At 73.3% G+C, this 22560-nt stretch carries 6 protein-coding genes; all 6 read right to left on the bottom strand.

The window, feature by feature from the left end:
- A partial coding sequence (locus ACZ6I1_RS26625) for a beta-ketoacyl synthase N-terminal-like domain-containing protein (RefSeq protein ID WP_469291242.1) occupies nucleotides 1–4604 on the bottom strand: 4604 nt, incomplete at its 3' end.
- 183 nt (nucleotides 4605–4787) lie between these two features.
- The gene (locus tag ACZ6I1_RS26620; RefSeq protein ID WP_469291240.1) at nucleotides 4788–16790 is read right to left on the bottom strand and encodes an SDR family NAD(P)-dependent oxidoreductase; all 12003 of its coding nucleotides are present in this window, start codon (nucleotides 16788–16790) and stop codon (nucleotides 4788–4790) included.
- Between the two features lie 117 nt (nucleotides 16791–16907).
- Entirely contained in the window at nucleotides 16908–18545 is a 1638-nt protein-coding gene (locus ACZ6I1_RS26615; protein WP_469291238.1) for a glycoside hydrolase family 1 protein, read from the bottom strand.
- A gap of 1649 nt (nucleotides 18546–20194) precedes the next feature.
- Complete coding sequence (locus ACZ6I1_RS26610; RefSeq protein ID WP_469291236.1) at nucleotides 20195–21379, bottom strand: macrolide family glycosyltransferase; 1185 nt, start codon at nucleotides 21377–21379, stop codon at nucleotides 20195–20197.
- A gap of 125 nt (nucleotides 21380–21504) precedes the next feature.
- Nucleotides 21505–22017, bottom strand: coding sequence for a DinB family protein (locus ACZ6I1_RS26605; RefSeq protein WP_469291235.1), 513 nt, complete (start codon nucleotides 22015–22017; stop codon nucleotides 21505–21507).
- A gap of 67 nt (nucleotides 22018–22084) precedes the next feature.
- Nucleotides 22085–22543: an antibiotic biosynthesis monooxygenase gene (locus tag ACZ6I1_RS26600; protein WP_469291233.1), complete on the bottom strand. Its 459-nt coding sequence runs from the start codon at nucleotides 22541–22543 to the stop codon at nucleotides 22085–22087.
- Between the last annotated feature and the right edge of the window lie 17 nt (nucleotides 22544–22560).

Genomic DNA, 22560 nt, shown 5'->3' with positions numbered 1-22560 from the left:
GCCAGGTCCAGACCCTGCGTCAGCTCGTGCAGGTGAAGGGCGGCTTCGGCCTTCGGCTGCCAGACACGGGACAGACGCTCCGCGTCCTGCGAGACCAGAAGACCGTCGTCCAGAACGGCCGCCAGATGGAACACGGCCGTCCACGGCCGGTCCGTATCCGCGAGCAGCGCTTGCGCCTGACGGCGGTCCGAGATGTCAGCAGCGACGATCCGCACGGTCTCGGCGCCCGCCGCCTCCAGCTCCGCCACCAGCTCGGCAGCACCCGGAGCCTCCGGGCCGCGCCGAGACGTCAGTACGAGATGACGTACGCCGTGCACGGACACCAGGTGACGGGCCACCGCCCGACCCAGCTCACCCGTACCACCGGTCACCAGCACGGAACCGTCCGCCGCGAACTCCGGCAGCTCGCCGCCGGACTCCGCACGCACCAGACGCGCCACCCGGACCTCACCGCCGCGCACCGCGAGCTCCGGCTCACCGGTGACCGACAGGGCGCGCGCCACGTCCGCCGCCACGGCGGCCGGCTCGGCGTCGATGTCGATGTCGACGAGGCGGATCACGCGGTCGGCGTGTTCGGTGCGGGCGGTGCGCAGCAGTCCCCACAGGCCGGCGCGGACGAGGTCGCGTACGGGGCCGTCGGCGTGCACCGCGCCCCGGGTCAGCCAGATCAGCTCTGTCTGTTCCAGGCGGGGCTCGGCGAGCAGGCGTTGCAGCAGCTCCAGTCCGGCGGTGGCCTCTGCGAGGGCCGTCGCGCCGATCGGGCGGGTGGCGTCGACGAGGAGACGGGCCGGGGCGTCCGCGTCGGTGCCGAGGGCGGAGACGGCGGCGAGCAGCGCGTCCGCGTCCGGGTGGGCGGCGTCGAAGCCGAGCGCGTCCTCGCCCAGGACCCAGGTCGGACCGCCGGGCTGCGCTTCCTCCAGTACGGGCGGGGCTTGGAAGGCGACCTGGTAGAGGTGGTCGACGGTCGCGGTGGTCTTGAGCTGCTCGGCGCCCGCGGCGCGCAGCTGGAGTCCGTCGGCGTGGGCGACGGGCCGGCCGGCCGGGTCGGTGGCCGTGACGCGCACGCTGTTCTGCCGGGGGTCGAGCTCGACGCGTACGCGGAGCTCGGTGGCTCCAGCGGCGAGGAGCTCCACGCCGGTCCATTCGAAGGGGAGCAGGACCTGCGAACAGTTGTCGGTGGCGGCAGTGTCCTGGACTCCGACGAGGGCGTGCAGGGCCGCGTCGAGGAGTGCGGGATGGATGCCGAACTCGTCGGCCTTCAGGCCGTCGGGAAGCCGGACGTGGGCGTACGCGGTGTCGCCGGCGCGGTGGAGTTCGGTCAGGCCCTGGAAGGCCGGGCCGTAGTCCAGGCCGCGGGCGCGGAGGCGGTCGTAGAACCCGTCGAGGTCGACGGGCTGGGTGCCGGGAACCGGCCACTGGGCCAGCTCGGCGAACGTGTCGCCGTCGGCGGTCGGGGCGTGGGCGAGGGAGCCGGCCGCGTGCCGGCGCCACGGGGCGTCGTCGGCCGCGTTCTCCGGGAGGCTGTACACCGCGACGGGTCGGCGGCCGGTGCTGTCGGGCGCGCCGACGGCGACCTGGAGGCGGAGGGCGCCGCCGTCCGCACCGAGCAGCAGCGGCTCGGTGAGTACGAGTTCGGCAACGCCGGGGGCGCCGACGTGGTGGGCGGCGGTGAGGACGAGCTCGAGCAGGCCGGTGCCGGGGACGAGGGGCGTGCCGAAGGCCGCGTGCTCCTGGAGCCAGGGGTGCTGCGCGGAGGAGAGGCGGCCGGTGAAGAGGTACCCCTCGCCGTCGGCGAGAGCGGTGACGGCGCCGAGCCAGGGGTGGGCAGAGGCCGTGAGGCCCAGCGAACGGACGTCGCCCGCGCGCTCGTCCGACTCGAGCCAGTACCGCTCGCGCTGGAAGGGGTAGGTCGGGAGCTGTACGAGGGTGCTGTTGCCGGCGCTGGTGCCGAGGATGCGGTCCCAGTTCAGGGTGTGGCCCTGGACGTGGAGCAGGCCGAGGTTGCGGAGCAGCTGGGCCGGCTCGCCGTGCTGACGGGCGAGGGAGCCGACGACGATACCGCCGCGCTCCGCACTCCCGTCGGTCAGCGGCATCGACAGGACGGGGTGGGCGGAGATCTCGACGAACACGCCGTGACCGTCGTCCAGAAGCTGGTTCAGGGCGCGGTCGAAACGGACGGGCTCGCGGAGGTTGCGGCACCAGTAGGAGCCGTCGAGAGCGGTGCCGTCGGCGACCTCGCCGGTGACGGTCGAGTAGAAGGCGATGTCCGTGCCCGTCGGGGCGAGCCCGCTGAAGCCCTCCGCCAGCGCGGGCAGCAGCGGGTCCATCTGCGCGTTGTGGGACGCGTAATCCACATTGATCTTGCGGGCATAGACACCCTGGTCCGACAGCTCCGCCACGATCTTGACGATCGCGTCCGCTACACCTGAGATCACCGTCGAGCCCGCGGTGTTCACCGCGGCCACGGAAAGCGCCTCGCCGTACGGGGCGATGAACTCCTCCACCTCGGCGACCGGGCGTTCGATCAGGGCCATGCCGCCCTGGCCGGCGCAGGCCAGGACGGCCTGGGAGCGCTGCGCGACAATCTGCGAGCCCTGCTCCAGAGTGAGAGCACCGCTCACCACCGCGGCCACCACCTCACCCTGCGAGTGACCGACGACCGCCGACGGCTCAACGCCCAGCGAGCGCCAGACGGCCGACAGGCCGACGCCCATGGCGAACAGGGCGGGCTGGACCACGTCCACGCGGTCGAACGGCGGGTGATCCCCCTCCTCCCCCGCCAAGACCTCACGCACCGACCAACCCGTGAACGGCCGCAGAGCCGCATCACACGCCTCGATCGTCTGCCGGAAGGTCTCGTTCTCCGCGAGGAGTTCACGGCCCATGCCGACCCACTGCGAGCCCTGGCCCGGGTACACGAAGACGACCTTGCCGCGGCGGGCGGACGAGCCCGTTACCACCGCGTCATGCGCGTCGCCCTGGGCCAGCGCACGCAGCGCCTCCACCAGACCGGCGGTGTCCGCCGCGACCACACTCGCCCGCGACTCGAAGTGCGAACGGTGACGGGCAGCCGTAACCGCCACATTGGCCAGCGGAACCTCGGTGCGCCCGGAGAGCCAGTCCGCCCAACGGCCCGCCTGCTCCCGCAGGGCGGCCTCGTCACGCCCCGACACGACCACCGGAAGGGGACCGGGGGCCGGTGCGGCGGCAGCCTGCTCGGCGGGCTGCTGCGCGGGGGCCTCCTCGAGGACCACGTGGGCGTTCGTACCGCTGAGGCCGAAGGACGAGACGCCGGCGCGGCGGATGCGCTCCGCGCCCCGCTCCCACGCCCGCGCCTCCTGCAGCAGTTCCAGGCCGCTGCTGTCCCATTCGATGAGCGGGGTCGGCTCCTCGGCGTGCAAAGTCTTCGGGAGCATCCCGTGCTCCAGTGCCAGGACCATCTTGATCACGCCGATGACGCCGGCAGCCGCCTGCGCGTGCCCGATGTTGGACTTCGACGAACCGAGCCAGACCGGCCGGCCCGCCTCGCGCCCCGGGCCGAAGACCTCCGCCAGCGCGCCCGCCTCGATCGGGTCGCCGAGCGAGGTGCCCGTGCCGTGCGCCTCGACCGCGTCGATGTCGGCGGGGGTCAGCCGGGCCGCGGCCAGCGCGTCCTGGATGACGCGCTGCTGCGAGGGGCCGTTCGGGGCGGTCAGGCCCTGGCTGCGGCCGTCCTGGTTGACGGCCGAGCCGCGGATGACGGCCAGGACGCGGTCGCCGTCCCGCTGCGCGGCGGACAGCCGCTTGAGGGCGATCACGCCCACGCCCTCGGCCCAGCCGGCGCCGTCGGCGCCCGCCGAGAACGACTTGCAGCGGCCGTCGGCCGCCATGCCCTTCAGGCGGGAGAACTCCACGAAGAGGGAAGGGGCGCTCATGATGGTGACGCCGCCCGCGAGGGCGAGCTCGCACTCGCCCTGCCGCAGGGCCTGCACCGCGAGGTGCAGGGCGACCAGGGAGGAGGAGCAGGCGGTGTCGACGGTGACGGCCGGGCCCTGGAGGCCCAGGGTGTACGAGACGCGGCCGGACACGACGCTGGATGCCTTGCCCGTGCTCACGTAGCCGTCGAGGGCGTCCAGATCGCGGCCCAGGTGGCCGTAGTCGGAGCTCATGGTGCCGAGGTAGACGCCGGTACGGCTCTCCATCAGCGCGTCCGGGCGGATGCCGGCCCGCTCCAGGGCCTCCCACGAGGCCTCCAGGACCAGGCGCTGCTGCGGGTCCATCGAGACGGCCTCGCGCGGCGAGATCCCGAAGAACGAGGCGTCGAAGTCCTCGGCTCCGTCGAGGAATCCGCCGTTCTGGGAGTACGTCTTGCCGACGGCCTCGGGGTCGGGGTCGTACAGGTCCAGGCCGGTCCAGCGCGACGGCAGGCCGCCGACGGCGTCCCCGCCGGAGGCGAGCAGCTCCCAGAACCCCTCCGGGGTGTCGATCCCGCCAGGGAGCCGGCAGGCCATCGACACGACGGCGATCGGCTCGGACTGCTTCGCCTCGAGGTCGGCCGCACGCTTCTGCAACGCGCGGATCGCCGGCAGGGCAGCCTGCATCCGGTCCTGGTTTGTATTCGACACCATCGAGCGCCTCTCTGCGCGGCCACCGCGAGCTTTCCGGTCCCCGTCGACAACACGGGGACCGGACCAGCCAATCGGCAAACACTTGAGCCCGGGTCAACGTGACCTGGTGTGCCCGGTGGCGCGGCCTCGGAGGCGCTAGGGGGGTGTCCGGTGGCCGGGCCCTGGGCCGCCTGGCGCCCCCTAGTCGAGGCCGAAGCCCTCGGCCGCGAACAGGGCGTCGAGCTCGGCGTTGAGGTCCTCGACGGAGCGTTCGCCGTCGTCCTCGGCGTCCTCGGCGTCGTCCGCGCCGTGGGCCGTGACGCCGAGATCCTCGATCGCCGCCGCCGCCGTGGCGGTGGCGGTGGCGGTCGTCGTCGCGGCGGCCGTCGCCTGGGCCGGAGCCGGGAGGTCCAGCCGGCTCAGGATCAGCCGCGTGATGTGCTCGGGCGTCGGGTGGTCGAAGGCGAGGGTCGCGGGCAGCGGTACCCCGCTCTCCGTCGCCAGGCGCCGGCGCAGCTCCACCGCCATCAGCGAGTCGAGGCCGAGCCCCTTGAGCACTTCCTGCGGGGAGAGGGAACCGGTCGAGTTCAGGCCCAGTACGGCGGCCACCTCGCGCAGCACCAGCTCCGTGACCAGGTCGGCCCGCCGGCCCTCGGGCACGGCGAGGAGCCGCTCCCGCAGCCCGGCCGGCCCGCCCGTGGCGGCGGCCGGGGCCTCGGCCCGGCGCGGCCGGGCCCGTACGAGGGACCGGAACAGGGCGGGCGCCGGCCTGCCCTGGTCCACCTCGCTCTGCGCGGCCCGCAGATCGAGCTGCAGGGGTACGAAGTTGCCGGCGGGGCGGGCGAGCGCCGCGTCCAGCAGGTCCAGGCCGTCACGGAAGCTGAGCGGGGCGATGCCCTGGCGGCGCATCCGGTCCAGTTCGGCCGTGCCGAGGTGCGAGGTCATGCCCACCCCGGCCTGGTGCCACAGGCCCCAGGCGAGGCTGGTGACCGGGCGTCCCTCGGCCCGGCGGTGGGCCGCGTACGCGTCGAGGCAGGCGTTGGCCGCGCCGTAGATGCCCTGTCCGGCCGTGCCGACGGTGCCGGCGGCGGAGGAGAAGAACACGAAGGCGGCGAGGTCCAGGCCCATGCCGGCGGTCAGCTCGTCGAGGTGGACGGCGCCGGTCATCTTGGGCTCCATCACATGAGCGAGCCGCTGTGCGTCCTGGCCGAGGAGCAGACCGTCGTCGAGGACGCCCGCGAGGTGCAGGACCGCCGTCCAGGGCCGACCCTCCTCAGCAAGACCGAGCACCTTCTCCACGTCATCGCGACGACCGACATCACAGGCCTCTATCCGCACGCATTCCGCGCCTTCTTCCGTGAGCTGCTGTATGAGTTCCGCGGCTCCGGGCGCCTCGGCGCCCCGCCGTGAGGTGAGTACGAGGTGCCGGACGCCGTGCCGGCGCACCAGATGGCGGGCGACCTCGCGGCCGAGCTCGCCGACGCCGCCCGTGATCAGGACGGTGCCCTGCGGATCGAGGGTGCGCAGCTCGCCCGTGCCCGTGCCCGTGTCCGTGCCCGTGCCCGTGTCCGTGCCGGGTGCGGGGGCGGTGGGCCGGTCGGCCGTGACCAGGCGGGCGGCCAGCAGCCGGCCGCCGCGCAGGGCGAGTTCCGGCTCGTCGGCGCAGACCAGTGCGGTCTCCACGGCGTCCTTGGTGCTGTCCTGGCCGAGGTCCACCAGGCGCAGGCTCTGGCCGGGGTGTTCGGCGCGGGCGGACCTGACCATGCCCCACAGGGGTGCGTAGGCGAGTCCGTCGATCAGGTCGCCTTCGGCGGCGCTGATGCTGCCGCGCGTCACGAAGACGAGTTCGGTGCCGGAGAGCCGCTCGTCGGCCAGCAGGGACTGGAGCAGCGCGAGGGTGTACTCGCCGCCGCGGAACACGGCTTCGGACGGGCTCATGGCGGGGGCCCGACCGGTCGTGTCCACGACGATGCGGGCAGGTGCGGGTTCGCCCGCGGCCAGTCGCGCGGACAGGGCCTCGACGCCGGACACGGTCTCGATGCCGAGCAGCGAGGCGAGTTCGCCGGTGCCGCCGAGTACGAGGTCCGCGGTGCGGCGTCCGGAGGCGGTGGCGGTGGCGATGGCGGCCGCCGGTACGGGCTGGAACGCCAGCCGGTGCAGGTCCTGGCCGCCGGTGGAACGGGCGGCGCGCAGCTGGTCCGCGGTGGCCCGCCGCAGGTGGAGCGCGCCGGCGCGGACGACGGGGGCGCCCGTCGCGTCGGCGGCCCAGACCCGCACGGACTGGCCGGTCCCGGACTGCTCGACGTCGATGCGGACGCGCAGTTCGCCGCTGCCCGCCGCGAACAGCTCGACGTCCGTCCACTCGAACGGCAGCAGTGCGCCCTCGGGTTCGTCCTGTCCTGCCGTCGCGCCCTTCATCACGTGCAGGGCGGTGTCGAGCAGCGCCGGGTGCACGTTGTACTCGGCACCCGCGGCCGGGTCGGGGAGACGGACGAGCCCGTAGGCGGTGCTGCCCTTGCGCCACAGTTCGGTGAGGCCTTGGAAGGCCGGGCCGTAGTCGATGCCCTGGGCGCTGAAGCGGTCGTAGAACCCGTCGAGTGCGACCCGCTCGGCGCCGGCCACCGGCCAGTTGCGCAGGTCGGCGAACCCGTCGCGGCCTTCTTGCGCGGCGTGGGCGTCCAGGCCGACGGGGTCGAGGAGCAGCTCGCCGGCGGCGTGGCGGGTCCAGGTGCGGCCGGGGCCGTCGGGGCGGCTGTGGAGGGTGATCGGGCGGCGTCCGTCGTGCGGGGCGCCCACGGTGATCTGGAGGCGTACGGCGTCCTCGATGACCAGTGGCTCGGCGAGGGTGAGTTCGGCGATGCCGACGGCGCCGGCCTCGTGGGCGGCGGCCGTGGCCAGTTCGAGCAGGCCGGTGCCGGGGACGATGACCGAGCCGAAGACGGTGTGGTCGCGCAGCCACGGCTGGTCCGTGAGCGAGAGGCGGCCGGTGAAGACGTGGCCGTCGGCGTCGGCGAGTTCGATGCCCGCGCCGAGCCAGGGGTGCCGGGAGGCTTCCAGGCCCAGGGAGCCGGCGTCGCCGGAGGTCTGGGCGACGGGGAGCCAGAACTTCTCGCGCTGGAAGGCGTACGAGGGCAGCTGGACGAGGCTTCCGGCGCCCAGGACCTGGTCCCAGTCGAGGTCGTGGCCCTGGACGTGGAGCAGGCCGAGGTTGCGGAGCAACTGGGCCGGGGTCCCGTCGCGACGGCTGAGCGAGCCGACGACGATGCCGCCGCGCTCCGCACTGCCGTCGGTCAGCGGCATCGACAGGACGGGGTGGGCGGAGATCTCGACGAAGACGCCGTGACCGTCGTCCAGGAGCTGGTTCAGGGCGCGGTCGAAGCGGACGGGCTCGCGCAGGTTGCGGCACCAGTAGGAGCCGTCGAGGTCGGTGCCGTCGGCGATCCGGCCGGTGACGGTGGAGTAGAAGGCGATGTCCGTGCCCGTCGGGGCGATCCCCTCGAAGCCCTCCGCGAGGGCGGGCAGGAGCGGGTCCATCTGGGCGTTGTGGGATGCGTAGTCCACATTGATCTTGCGGGCGTAGACACCCTGGTCCGACAGCTCGGCGACGATCTTCGCGATCGCGTCGGCCTGTCCCGAGATCACCGTCGAACCGGCCGTGTTGACCGCGGCGACCGAGAGCGCGTCACCGTACGGGGCGAGGAACTCCTCGACCTCGGACACCGGGCGCTCGATCAGGGCCATACCGCCCTGACCGGCCATCGCGAGGACGGCCTGCGAACGCTGCGCCACGATCTGGGAGCCCTGCTCCAGACTCAGAGCACCGCTCACCACAGCGGCCACAACCTCACCCTGCGAGTGACCCACCACCGCCGACGGCTCGACACCGAGGGAACGCCAGACGGCGGACAGGCCGACACCCATGGCGAACAGGGCCGGCTGGACCACGTCCACCCGGTCGAACGGCGGGTGATCGCCCTCCTCCCCGGAGAGGACCTCGCGCACCGACCAGCCCGTGAACGGACGCAGAGCCGCATCGCACGCGTCGATCGTCTGCCGGAAGGTCTCGTTCTCCGCGAGCAGCGCCCGGCCCATGCCGACCCACTGCGAGCCCTGACCCGGGTAGACGAAGACGACCTTGCCGCGGCGCGCGGCCGAGCCCGTCACCACGGCGTCGTGCGAGACGCCTCCGGCCAGCGCACGCAGCGCCTCCACCAGACCGGCGGAGTCCGCCGCGACCACGCTCGCCCGCGACTCGAAGTGCGAACGATGCCGGGCAGCCGTCACCGCCACATCGGCCAGCGCAACCCCGGGACGCTCCTCGACCCAGTCCGCCCAACGGCCCGCCTGCTCCCGCAGCGCGGCCTCGTCACGCCCCGACACCACCACCGGGTACGAGGAGGCGGTCGCCGTGGTGGCCGGGGCCGCGGGCGGGGCGGCCGGGGGTTCCTCCAGGACCACGTGGGCGTTCGTACCGCTCAGGCCGAAGGAGGAGACGCCCGCGCGGCGCGGGCGGGAGTGGTCCCTCTCCCAGGGGGTGAGGGTGTCGACGACCCGGACGGGGAGTTCGTCCCAGGCGATGTTCGGGTTGCGCGGGGAGCTGCCCAGGGTCGCGGGGAGGGCGTCCTGCCGGAAGGAGGCGAGCATCTTGCAGACGCCCGCGACACCGGCCGCCGACTCCAGGTGCCCGATGACGCTCTTGGCCGTGCCCAGCCCGAGTTCGCGGCCCGGTGTGCGGCCTTCGCCGTAGACGGCGGCCAGCGCCTGGACCTCGATCGGGTCGCCCAGCGAGGTGCCCGTGCCGTGGCATTCGACGTAGTCGACGTCGGCGGGTGCGAGGCCGGCCGAGGCGAGGGCGGCGCGGATGACCTTCTGCTGGGAGGTGCCGTTGGGGGCGGTGATGCCGCTGCTGGCGCCGTCGTGGTTGATGGCGGTCGCCCGGATGACGCCGAGGACCGTACGGTTCTGGGCCTGCGCGTCCGAGAGCCGCATGAGGGCGAGCACGCCGACGCCCTCGCCGCGGCCGTAACCGTCCGCCTGGGCGGAGAAGGTCTTGCTGCGGCCGTCGGGGGACAGCGCGTGCGAGCGGCTGAGCGCGATGAACGCGCCCGGGTCGGCGAGCACCTGCACACCGCCCGCCAGGGCGAGTTCGCACTCGTCGCTGCGCAGGGCCTCGCACGCCAGGTGCAGGGCGACCAGGGAGGAGGAGCAGGCGGTGTCCACGGACAGCGCCGGGCCCTGGAGGCCGAGGTGGTAGGAGAGGCGGCCCGCGTTGAAGCTGGGAAGGTTGCCGGTGAGCGTGTACGTGTCGGGGGCCCCGCTCTGCCGGTACTTGCCGTACTCGCCGACGCCCGCGCCGACGAACACGCCCGTACGGGAGTCCCGCAGCTCGCGGGGCCGGATCCCGGCGTCCTCGAGGGAGGTCCAGGCCGCTTCGAGGAGCAGGCGGTGCTGCGGGTCCATCGGCTCGGCCTCGCGCGGGCTGATGCCGAAGAAGGCGGCGTCGAAGTGGGCGACGTCGTCGAGGAAGGAGGCGTGGCGGGCGTACGTACGGCCCTCCGCGTCCGGGTCGGCGTCGTAGAAGGCGTCGATGTCGAAGCGGTCCGCGGGCACGGTGGTGACGGTGTCGCGGCCTTCGGCGAGGACGGTCCAGAGGCTGTCGAGGTCGTGGGCGCCGCCGGGCATGCGCAGGCCGACGCCGACGATGGCGAGGGGTTCGTCGTCGCCGCGTCCGGGGCGGGGGCCGGCCGGCGCGGAAACCGGGGCCGAGACGGGGGCGGGGGCCGCGGGGGCCGCGGGGGCCGCGGGGGCGAGTTTGGCGAGCAGCCAGTCGGTGGCGGTGCTCAGGTTCGGGCAGTCGAAGGCCAGCGTCTTGGGGGTGGTGACGCCGGTGCGCTTCTGGACGCCGGCGGCGAAGTCGATGGACATCATCGAGCCGAAGCCGAGGTCCTTGAACCCGCGTTCCGGGTCGAGGGAGTCCGGATCCTTGATGCCGAGGACGGCGGCGGCCTCGGCGGCGAGCACGGCCCGTACGCGGGCCGCGCGGTCCGCCTCGGGCAGGGCCAGGACGCTGCTCAGGAAGGGGTTCGTGTCGGCTGCGGCTGCGGCTGCGCCGGTGGTGGCGGTGGTGGCGGTGGTGGCGGTGGCCGGTGCGGTACGGGCTTCCGCGATCTCGTCGAGGAAGCGGCGCGGGCGGGCTTCGCCGTAGCCGGCGGCCGCCTTCTGCCAGTCGATGTCGGCGACGACCAGGGAGCGGCCCGAGGCGAGGGCCGCGTCCAGGGCCGTCAGGGCGCGGTCCACGGCCATGGGGACGAGTCCCGCGGCGCGCAGCTGGGCCTCGGCGGCGCCGTGGGTCATGCCGCCGTCGGCCCAAGGGCCCCAGGCGAGGCTGAGGGCGGGGACGTCGGCGGCCCGCAGGGATGCGGCGAGGGCGTCGAGGGCGGCGTTCGCCATGGCGTAGTTGGCCTGGCCGAGGTTGCCGAGGACGCCGACGACGGAGGAGTAGAGGACGAACGCGTCGAGGTCGTGGTCGCGGGTGAGCTCGGCCAGCAGGCGGGCCGCGCCGAGCTTGGGCGCGGCGGCGGCGGCGAGGGCCTCGGTGTCGAGGCGGTCCAGGAGGCGGTCGTCGAGGATGCCCGCCGTGTGGAAGACGGCGCGCAGGGGCGGCTGCTGCGCCTCCAGGCCGTCCAGGAGCAGCTGCGTCTGGTCGCGGTCGGTGAGGTCGCACGCGGCGAAGGTGACGCGGGCGCCGGTGGCTTCGAGGCGGGCGGTGAGCTCGGCGGCCCCCTCGGCCGCGGGGCCCCGCCGGGAGACGAGGAGGAGGTGTTCGGCGCCGCGCTCCGCGAGCCGCTGGGCGAGGTGGCCGGCGAGGGCGCCGCTGCCGCCGGTGATGAGGACGGTGCCGCGGGGGGCCCAGGGGGCCGCGGCGGGCGGGGTGGTGGCCCGGCGCAGCCTGCGGGCGTACGCGCCGATGGGGCGCAGGGCCAGGTGCTCCTCGGCTCCGGTGGAGCCGGTGCCCGAGGCATTAACGGCGTTAACGCCGTTGACGCCGTTAACGGCGCTGACGGTTGCGGCGAGGCGCGGTGCCTGGGCCAGGGCCTGGGCGGGGTCGGCCGGGAGATCGACGAGGCCGCCCCAGCGGGTGCCGTGTTCCAGGGCGATGACGTGGCCCAGGCCCCAGGCGAGGGCCTGTTCGGGCCGGGGGGCCGGATCGGCGGGGGCGGCGTGGACGGCGCCCTGGGTGACGAGCCACAGCGGGGCGCGGACGGCGGCGTCGCCGAGGGCCTGGACGAGGGCCAGGGTCTGGGCCGCGCCCGTGGTGGTGGCGGGGTGGGTGGGGTGGGCGGTGGTGTCGGTGGGGGTGAGGGCGAGTACGCCGGCCGGCTGCCGGTCCCCGAGTTCGGCGGCGAGCGCGGCCAGCGGGGCCGCGTAGCCGGTGCGGTCGTCGTGGCCCGGGACGACGTGAACGGTGGCGCCGGCGGCGGTGAGCGCCTCGGCGACGGCGGCGACGAGCGCCTGCGCGGCGGCGGCACCGGCGGCGGAGGCCTGGGTCCCCGCCGGCGCTTCGGCCGCTGCTGCGGCCGGGGCTGCGGCCGGGGCTGCGGCGGGGGCTGCGGCGGGGGCTGCGGCGGGGGTGACCAGCAGCCAGTGGCCTGCCGGACCGGGGGCCGCGGGGAGCGCACCGACCGGCTCCCAGGTCTGTTCGTACAGCCAGTCCGCGACGGTGTCGGCGGAGTCCTGGCGTTCGCGCCAGGCGGCGAGGTGGGGCAGCAGGGCGGCGACGGCGGTGCTGTCGGTGACGCTGTCGGCGATGCCGAGGAGTTCGGCGACGCGGTCGGCGGCGCCGCTGCCGACGGCCTGCCACAGCGCCTCGTCGGCGGCGGAGCGGCCACCGCCGCGGACCCGGTCGGGGGCGTCGATCCAGTGGCGTTCGCGCTGGAAGGCGTACGTGGGCAGGTCGGTGACGGTGGCGGAGGTGCCGGTGAACACCTTGCACCAGTCGACGTCCTGGCCGCTGACGTGGAGCGCGCCGAGGGCCTGGACGAGGATCCGGGCCTCGTCGCTCTCGTCGGCCCGCTGGGAGGCGATGAAGGGGACCTCGCGCGCGACGCAGCCGGCGCCCGTCGCGGACAGTACGGCGGCGGGGCCGCATTCGAGGTAGCGGGCGATGCCGGCCCGCTCCAGGGTGGCCATGGCGTCGAGGAAGCGGACGGGCTCGCGGACCTGGCGGACCCAGTACTCCGCGGAGCGCATCCCCTCGCCCGGTGCCAGGCCGGTGTCCGTCCAGGTTCCGGTGACGGTGGAGACGAGCGGGATCCGCGGGGCGTGGAACACGCACTCCTGGGCCACGTGCCGGTAGGCGTCGAGCATCGCGTCCATGTGCGGGCTGTGGAAGGCGTGGGAGACCTCCAGCCGGCGCGTGCGGCGCCCCTGGGCGGCGAACCGGCCGATGACGGCGGTGACGGCGTCGGCGTCCCCGCTGACGACGGTCTGCGCCGGCCCGTTGAGTCCGGCGACGGCGATCCGCCCGTCCACGTCGGCGAGGACGTCCAGCACCTCGGCTTCGGACGCCTCGACGGAGGCCATCGCCCCGCCGGGCTCGCAAGCCTGCATGAGGCGGCCGCGGGCGGCCACCAGGCGGGCCGCGTCGGCCAGGCCGAGTACGCCGGCGGCGTGCGCGGCCGCGAGTTCGCCGACCGAGTGGCCGGCCAGGACGCGCGGTTCCACGCCCCAGGCCTGCCACTGCCGGAACAGGGCGACCTCGACGGCGAACAGGGCGGGCTGGGTGAACTCGGTCTCGTGGACGAGCGCACCGTCGGCGCCGTCGGGGTCGGCGAACAGGACGGCGACGAGCGGGATCCGCAGGTGGCGGTCGAGTTCCGCGCACACGTCGTCGAAGGCCTGGCGGAAGGCGGGCAGCGCTCCGTACAGGGCGCGTCCCATGGCGAGGCGCTGGCTGCCCTGCCCGGTGAAGAGCACGGCCAGGTCGCCCTGGCGGGCGGTGCCTTCGGTCAGGGCCCGGTGCGGTGCTCCCTGGGCCAGGGCGCGCAGGGCCTCCGCGGCCTCGTCGGCGGTGGTGGCGACGGCCACGGCCCGGTGCTCCAGGTGCGAGCGGCGGCCGGCGGCGGTGTACGCGGTGTCGAGGAGGGTGGCCGTGGAGGCGCCGGCCAGGTGGTCGGCGAGGGCGGCGGCGTTCGCGGCGAGGGCGGCGGGGGTCTTGCCGGACACGGTCACGGCGACGGGCGCGGTGGGGGCGGGGCGCTGGGGCCGGCCGGTGACGGCGCCCCAGTCCACGTCGTAGCCCTCGCACCACAGGCGGACGGCGACGTCCTCGAGGGAGCGGCGGGCGGAGCGGTCGCGGCGGCCGGTGACCAGCACCGAGGAGGGGCCGGGGGCGGCGTGCCCGCTGCCGGTGCCCGTGCCCGTGCCGGTGCCGGTGCCCGTGCCGTTGCCGTTGCCGGTGCCCGTGCCCGTACCGGCGCCCGTGCCCGCTTCGGCGAGTGCGGTCAGGGTGCGCTTGAGGGAGTGCCGGGCGACGGGGTGCGGGGCGATCTCGACGATGGCGATGCCGCGTTCGTCGGCGAGCGCGGTGACCGCTTCGGCGATCAGCATGGGCGCGCACATGTTGCGGGCCCAGTACGCGGCGTCGAGGGCGGTGCCGTCGATGAATCCGTTGGTGACCGTCGACCAGAAGGGGATGGCGGCGGGGCGGGTGCGCAGGGTGCCCAGGCGGCGTTCGAGTTCGGGGGCGAGGGCGGTGAGCTGCTCGCTGTGGGAGGCGTAGTCGATGTGGACGCGCTGGCAGCGCACCCCGGAGTCGGCGAGCTCGCGTTCCACGGCGGCCACGGCGTCCAGCGGCCCGGACAGGGCGGTCTGGCCGGGGGCGAGGTGGCCCGCCAGCGAGATCCGGCCGGGGTGGCGGGCGACGAGCTCGTCGGCGCGCTCCAGCGGGAGTTCGCAGAGCAGCAGGGCGCCCTGGCCGGCGGCGCGTTCGGCGATGAGCTGCGACCAGGTGCCGATGAGGCGGGCGCCCTCGGCCAGCGGCAGGGCGCCGGCCACGACGGCGGCGGCCGCCTCGCCGATGCTCTGGCCGAAGACGGTGCACGGCTCCAGGCCCCAGGCCTCCAGGGTGCGGGCGAGGGACACCTGGACGGCGAACAGGACGGGCTGGACGACGTCGGTGCGGTCCAGGCGGGAGGTGTCGGGCCCGGCGAGGAGTTCCTCGGTGACGGACCAGCCGGTGACCTCGCGGATCGCGGTGTCGCAGGCGTCGAGTGCGGTGCGGAAGGCGGGTTCGGCGAGCAGGTCGCGGCCCATGCCCAGCCACTGGGAGCCGTGGCCGGAGAAGAAGAAGGCCAGCGAGGGGCGGGCGCCGGGGGTGCGCGGCGTACGGGCGTCGAGGCGTTCGCGCAGGGCGTCGGCGAGCTCGTCGGGGTGGGCCACGGCGGCGACGATCCGCTGGGTGCCGGCGGCGCGGGCGAGGAGTTCGGGGGCGTACCAGCCGTGGCCGGCGCGGGCGCGGGCGGCCAGCGCCTCGGCGGCCTCGCGGAGCTCCTCGTCGGTGTCGGCGGCCAGCGGTACGAGCAGGCGCCGGCGGTAGGGGGCCTCTTCGAGGGCGATGTGGGCGTTGGTGCCGCCGAAGCCGAAGCCGCTGACGCCCGCGTACCGGCGCCCGCCGTGCGGCCAGGGGCGGCGCTCGGCGACGACCTCGAGGCGGCCGGCCTCGAAGTCGATGTGCGGGTTGGGGGTGTCGAAGTGGAGGCTGGCGGGGAGTTCGCCGTGGTGCAGGGCGAGGGCGGTCTTCATCAGGCCGACGACGCCCGCGGCGGGCTCCAGGTGGCCGAAGTTGGTCTTGGCCGAGCCGATGCGCAGGGGTTCCTCGCGGCCTTCCGCGAAGACGCTGCCCAGGGCCTCGGCTTCGATGGGGTCGCCGAGGAGGGTGCCGGTGCCGTGGGCCTCGACGTACGAGACGTGCCGGGGGGCGACGGCGGCGTCCTGCCAGGCGGCGCGCAGGACCTCGGTCTGGGCTTGGGGGCTGGGGGCGGTGAGGCCGTTGGAGGCGCCGTCGTTGTTGACGGCGCTGCCGCGGATGACGGCGTAGATGCGGTCGCCTTCGGCGAGGGCGTCGGACAGGCGGCGCAGGACGACGATGCCGCAGCCCTCGCCGCGGACGTAGCCGTTCGCACCGGCGTCGAAGGCGCGGCACTGGCCGTCGGGGTTCATGCCGCCGAACTTGGTCATGGCGACGGTGGTGTTCGGGCTGAGCATGACGTTGACGCCGCCGGCGAGGGCGAGGTCGGACTCGCCGGAGCGCAGGCTCTGGACGGCGAGGTGGGTGGCGGTCAGCGAGGAGCTGCAGGCGGTGGCGACGGCGAGGGCGGGGCCGTGCAGGCCGAGGGTGTAGGCGATGCGGGCCGGGATGATCGAGTTGTCCCAGCCGGTGGCGGAGTGGGTCTCGATGTCCTGCGGGTCCGCGCCGGTGGCCAGGTGGTACTCCTGGGCCATCGTGCCCATGAACACGCCGGTGCGGGTGCCCGCGAGGTCGCCGTGGACGATGCGGGCGTCCTCGATGGCGGCCCAGGCCGTCTCGAGGGCCATGCGCTGCTGGGGGTCCATCTGGCGGGCTTCGGCGGGCGAGATGCGGAACAGTTCGGCGTCGAAGCCGGCGACGTCGTCGAGGAAGCCGCCCCAGCGGGTCGTCATCCGGCCGGGGGCGCGCGGGTCCGGGTCGAGCCACTCGTCGGCGTTCCAGCGCTCGCGGGGGACCTCGCGTACGGCGTCGATGCCGTCGAGGAGGCCCTGCCACAGTGCGTCGGGGGTCTCGATGCCGCCGGGCAGCCGGCAGCCGAGGCCGACGACGGCGATCGGTTCCTGCGCGTGCGCGCGGGTGCGCGTGCGGGGGGACCCGGCGCCGGACGGTGCGGGGCGGTCGTCGCCCGCGAGGTGTCCGGCGAGGGCGGCCACGGTGGGGTACTGCCAGGCGACCCAGGCGGGGACGGGGCGGCCCAGCCACGTGGCGATGCTCTCCAGCATCGCCACGATGGAGACGGAGGTCATTCCCAGGTCCCGCAGGGAACGGTTCTCGTCCACCGACTCGGCGCCGATCTCCAGGAGTCCGGCGATCGTCTCCCGCAGCCGGGCGGCTATGTCCGCGGCGACGGGCACGGATGCGGCAGCGGTGCCGCTGTTCACCTGGGCGTTGCTCATCTGGGCATCCTTGGAGATCGTTCGAACCGAGGCCTCGGCAGAAGACGGGGAGGGCCGGGCGCGGCGGCGCGCCCGGCCGTGAAGGGTCAGTCCCGGCGGCGCGCCCGGCCGTGAGGGTCAGTCCCGGCGGCCGGTGACGGCCGGCTCGGCGGTGCCCGCGGGGGCGGCGGGTGCGTTGCCCGGCTCCGGGGTGAGCGGGCCGCTGCCGCCGTACTGGGCGCGCAGGGCCGGGCTCAGGGTGCGGGACCCGGCGATCTGGGCGTAGACGCCCACCGCTTCGGTGGGGGTGCGCTTCATGGTGGTGCGGTCGACGGCGTAGAGGCCGAAGCGCGGCTTGTAGCCGCCGAGCCACTCGAAGTTGTCCATCAGGCTCCAGTGGTAGTAGCCGCGGACGTCGACGCCTTCGGCGCGGACCCGCTGGATCTGCTCCAGGGCGCGGACGATGAACTCGGCACGGCGGGTGCCGGAGGCGGTGGCCATGCCGGACTCGGAGACCAGCAGCGGCAGGCCCTTGTAGCGGTTGGCGAAGTCCTTGAGGACGGGGTAGAGGCCCTGCGGGTCCGACTCGTATCCCATGTCGGGGATGAAGTACGTCGGGTCCTTGAGCGGGAAGCAGGGCGGCGCGCCGCACACGTCGACGTTGATGACGGGCAGGGTGGTCGGCCCGGGGGTGGTCGGGTCGGTGACGCCGGTGCGGTCGTAGAGCTGGATGCCGAGCCAGTCCAGGGTGTTCTTCCACTCCGGGTGCTGCTCGTCGGGGGTGCCGTCGTAGTTCGCGTCGAAGGTGCCGTTGCGCAGCGAGTCGAGGAAGTTCAGCTCGAAGAAGCGGCGGAAGCGGTCCCGGGCGGCGATGTCGCGGGGCTCGGTGCTGATCTTGCCGTCGCGGACGGCCTCGTACTGCTTGACGCTGGCGGTCAGTCCGACGCTGGCGCCCGGGTCCACCTGCTTGATCGCCTTGTACATGGCGGCGTGGGCGGAGATGTACGTGCGCACGGCGGGCGCGAACTTCGTGTCGAAGTTGGTGGGCAGGTTGGCCTTGCCGGGCGGGCCCGCGCCGAAGGCGTGCGAGAACATCATGTACACGCCGGGCTCGTTGAGGGTCACCCACTCGCGGACCCGGTCGCCGAACCGCTGGGCGAGGAGCTTGGAGTGGGCGGCCATGGCCTGGACGACGAGCGGGCCGCCCTGGGGGTGGTCGAGTCCGCAGAGGTTGGTGTCCGAGGGGCCGTTCGCGCAGGTGAGGTCCTCGGGGTTGTCCACCCACACCGGGTTGGCGAAGTGGTGGATGGTGACGACCGGGCGGATGCCGCGGGCGACGAGGGCGTCGATCACCTTGTTGTAGTGGGCGATCGCCTGCTCGTCGATCTGGCCGCGGCGGGGCTCGATGCGCGCCCACTCGATGCCGAAGCGGTACGAGTCCACCTTCAGGGCGGCGATGAGGTCGATGTCCTCGATGGCCAGCGTGTAGCCGTCGACGCCCTCGCCGACGGCGGGGCTCTTGCCCATGCCGCCTTCGGCGACGGGCTGGGTCCACTTGTACCAGTCGGTGTGGGTGTTCTGGTCCTCGATCTGGGTAGCGGAGCTCGAGACCCCGAACCGGAAGCTGCCCTTTCCGAACGGCGAGGAGAGGGATCCCGGCTGGGCGAACCGCGCCGGTCGCTGGGTCGCGGAGGAGGCTTCCTCGGCGGACGCCATGGGAACCAGGAGTCCTGCGGCGAGGATCACCGCCGCCGCGGTCTGCAACAGTCTTTTCACGATGCCTTCCAGAGGGGCCGAGGGCTGAGTCGTCCGCCCCCACCCTCGTGAGACCGTCTCGAAGAGCGCTGGAGGCGCCGTACAGCCCGGGCATCCGGACTCCCGCCCCCGGCCGGGGAGTTCGCGCCACGGACACTGGTGGGGGGCGCGGGAGCAGACCGTGGACGCCGGGAACCGGGAGGGGGTCACTCGGCGTTGGCACTCGGCGAGGGATCGCCCAAGCACATCTGCGAGGCGGGGGCACGTGGAACTGAAGAGGGATGTCTCCCTGACTGCTTGGCGGGCCCCTGCCCGCCAAGAGGCCGTATACGCAAGCGGCAGCACGCCCCTGGGCCCCGTCATCCTGACCCGGCGGCCTGGAGACCGAGCGGACGTCGAATCGGCCGCGGAGGCGTGGGAGGACTGGGACCTGTCCCTCCAAGGTGAGCAGCGACTGAGTGCTCACGGCCTTGCAGCTCCGGGTTTCTTGTCCCGCAAGCTACTCCGCAGGGGAATCAGGGTCAGCCTGGACAATGAGGATTGCCGAGTTACGGTCTCTTCCGCCTACTCCCGACCGAAGCGATCGGTCTGCTTCAGGGGACCTGCTGTCGATCTGGCCTTCACTGCGAGGGGCCTGGGCATTGACCTGCTGGAACGCGGTGAGGCCCGGGCGGTGAGGAAGGCTGGGGAGTGGCAGCTCGCCGCCCCCACGGCGGCTGCCGTCCTTGCCGTGTGTCTATTCGAGTGGGCCGAAATGGACTACTTCCTCCGTACGCCCGGTCTTCGGCTTCTCTAGCCTCGATGGTTGAGAGTCCCCGTCAGTCCACTGACAAGGGGCCTTGTGACCGTCGGGTGCGGTCTCCCGAAGTGTCGACCGGGACACGGGCAGCACACGCAGCTGGGGCCGGCCGATAGGGTGAGCACCAGCTGTTACTCAGGCACAGAAGGCCCCACCTCGGTGGGGGCCTTCTGATTTTGCGCGGCTCCGGGCCAGGTCAGGCGACCTGGAGCTTCGGGCGTCCCGTGGGGGCGGGCGGGGCCTGGTGGTAGGTCGGGAGCTTCAGGTTCGGACAGTCCCCCGCCTGGATGCGGACGAGGGCGGCACGGAACGCCGCCTCCGTGGACTCCGGGGTCTCGTACTTCGCCGCGAGCGCATGAAGACTGTATTACGAATTGCCGGCGCGCTCTTCCTCGATGCGAGGCCGCAGCACGATGTTCAGGCATGTAGTTCCCGGGGAGCTGTACGGCGACAGCCCCAACCCCTGGCCCTGCGACAAACCAGCTGGCTAGAGGTCCATGAATCATGGTGCTCCTCTGTCAGTGTGCCTGTGGAGCGCTATATGACCGACTATCACCGTGATAGCCACTCAGATGCGGCCCTCAGGCCATCCCGCTCGTACCTGCACCACCGAACGTGAGCCCCGGCGCTCGGTTCGTCGAACGAGCACGGCCAGTGGCCACCCGCACCACCTCCGGCCTCAGCCACGCTTCCATGTTTCACAGCACGTCCGACGCGCAGCCGCCCATGATGACCGGCCACCCCGGCGGGGCACCGCAAGCCCGCCAGGGCTGAGGAGCTACCGACCCCGGGCGTGCTCGGTCGAGGGGCCTGGGAATGCACCTGCCCCCGGCCGGGCGGCCGGGGGCAGGTCGTCGCGGCGGGGCGCGGGTTAGGCGGTCTGCTGGGCGAGGTACTTTTCGATGGCGTCGGCGGCGACCGCCGGGCCGTCGACCTGGCGCATCGCGGCGCCCATGGTCTCGACGCGGGCGGTGACCGCGCTGTCGCCGGCCACGGCGGTGACCGCTTCGCGCAGGCTGTCGACGGTGGTGTCGTCCTTGGTGAGGTGGCGGCCCAGGCCCAGCTCGTCGACGCGCAGGGCGTTGGCCTTCTGCTCGTTCATCTGGGGGATCACGACCATGGGCACGCCGTGGTACAGGGACTCCATGACGCTGTTCATGCCGCCGTGGGTGACGAACAGCTTCGCGTGGCGCAGGACTTCGAGCTGCGGGACGTGGCGGCGCACGTCGAAGTTGGCGGGCAGCGGGCCGAGGTCGGCGGCGTCGATGTGGTCGCCGACGGCCATGACCACGTCCCACTCGGTGTCGCCGAAGGCGGTGACGGCGGTGCGGAAGAAGTCGGCCCAGCCGGTGGCGGCGGTGCCGAGCGAGATGAGGAGGACCGGGCGGTCCTCGGAGGCGGGCTGCCACGAGCCCTGGAAGGAGCGGTCGCCCAGGCAGGGGCCGGCGAAGACGAAGCGCTCGTCGAAGGTGTCGCCGTCGTAGTGGAAGTCGCGCGGCAGGAAGATGACGCCGAGCTTTTCGATGTGCTGGAAGAAGGCCATGGGATCGGCCGGCAGGTTGTATTCCGGGAGGAGGCCGGCGAGCTTGCCGATCATTTCCATGACCTGCGGGTCGGAGTATTCGGCGAGCGGGAACTTCTCCTGGATGGAGAACTGCTCGTTGGCTCCGTAGCTGGGGAAGAGCTTGACGAGCGGAATGTCGTGCTTGCTGCCGAAGAGGCGCCCGCCCCACGACATGAAGTCGTGGACGATGACGTCGGGGCGGTTCTTCTCGTAGAAGGGGCCGACCTGCTCGACGAGGCCGGTCGCGTCGTCGAGACAGCGCATTCCCTCGCCCGCGTTGGCCTCCTCCGTGTAAGGGGAGCGGTAGAACTCGCCGAATACGGATTCGTAGCGGACGGCCTCGGCGCCGATCGCCTCTATCGCCGGTGCGAAGTGGTCGGTCACCGTGCAGGTGACCCGGTGCCCCCGCTTGACCAGTTCTTCGACGACGCCGAGTGTCGGATTCACGTGGCCGATGGCCGGAAAGTTGAAGAACGCAATGTGCGAAGGCATGAAAACCCCTCTTCCTGGAACCGCGGTACGGGCGAACCGTGTGCCACGGTAGCAGTGGCTCCGGTATCCCGAATCCGGGTGGATCCGGGATACCGGAGCTTTCCGGCCAACCGAGAGGGATGTGGCTAGAAAGGCACCGACTTGCCGAGCGCGACGCGCAGGCAGCCGATCTGGCCGCAGTGGTAGGCGTCGTGCATCTGGATGATCGACAGCGCCTTCCCGAGGTTCTTCAGCCGGTCGTCGCCGAACGGCTCCAGCGGGGACTCGCTGTCGAGGTCCTCGGGGCGCAGCCCGGCCACGAAGGCCCGCATCCGGGCGTGGACCTGCTGGTAGAGCTCGATCATCTGCTCCAGCGAAGGGCCCCAGGACCAGTCGTTGTTGTCGTTGCCCGCGTAGTGCCGGGAGAACTCCTCCGTGACGAGGGACTCGGTGCCCTGGTGCAGGGTGGAGAAGTAGTCGGTGGCGCAGATGAGGTGTCCGAGGAACCAGACCAGCGGCTTGTGCGGGGCCGGCGCCAGGCGCGCGGTCTCGTCGTCGAAGTCCTCGGCGAGCTCGAGCACCATGCCGTAGGCCAGGTCGAAATGGTGCAGGAAATGAGTGGTCAGCGACGGGGACGGCGCCTCGGCGGTCACGGTCATGCGGTTGCTCCTTGTCTTGTCTTTCTCGAGCGGCGCTCGAGGGGTCCTCGAGCGGTCCTCGGCGGGTTCAGGCCGAACGGTCCGCTTCGTACGACTCGAATGCGCTCGGGCCGGGCGCCCGCACCTCGTCGAGTTTCGCTTTCGCCTCGTCGAAGGTCGGCAGTTCCAGGGTTTCCTCGGAAGCCCAGTTCGCGCCTTCCCAGTCGTACATGAGCTCTCTCACGCGACGTGCCGCCGCCATGTGCGGACCGGATTTCAGGAAGCCCTTCAGCGCCTCTTCGTCTTCCCAGATGCTGAGGCTGCGCGTGCTGTTGAAGTTCTTCTCGGATATCGCCAGCGTCACGGCCAGCAGACCGGGGCGTACGTACAGCTCGGCGAGAATGGCCTCGTTCAGTGCGATGGCGGCGGGCTCGTGTCCCGGTTTCGGCCAGCCGACGGACGTGGCGATCAGGTGCCGCCCGCGGAGCGGTTCCTTCAGCCGGCCGGTTTCCGCGTCGACCGCGGGGCCCACCCAGGGTGCGACCACGTTGAGGTCGGACTCGT

The organism is Streptomyces sp. NPDC046303, assembly GCF_055588085.1.
This window is presented reverse-complemented; position numbering and strand designations above follow the sequence as displayed.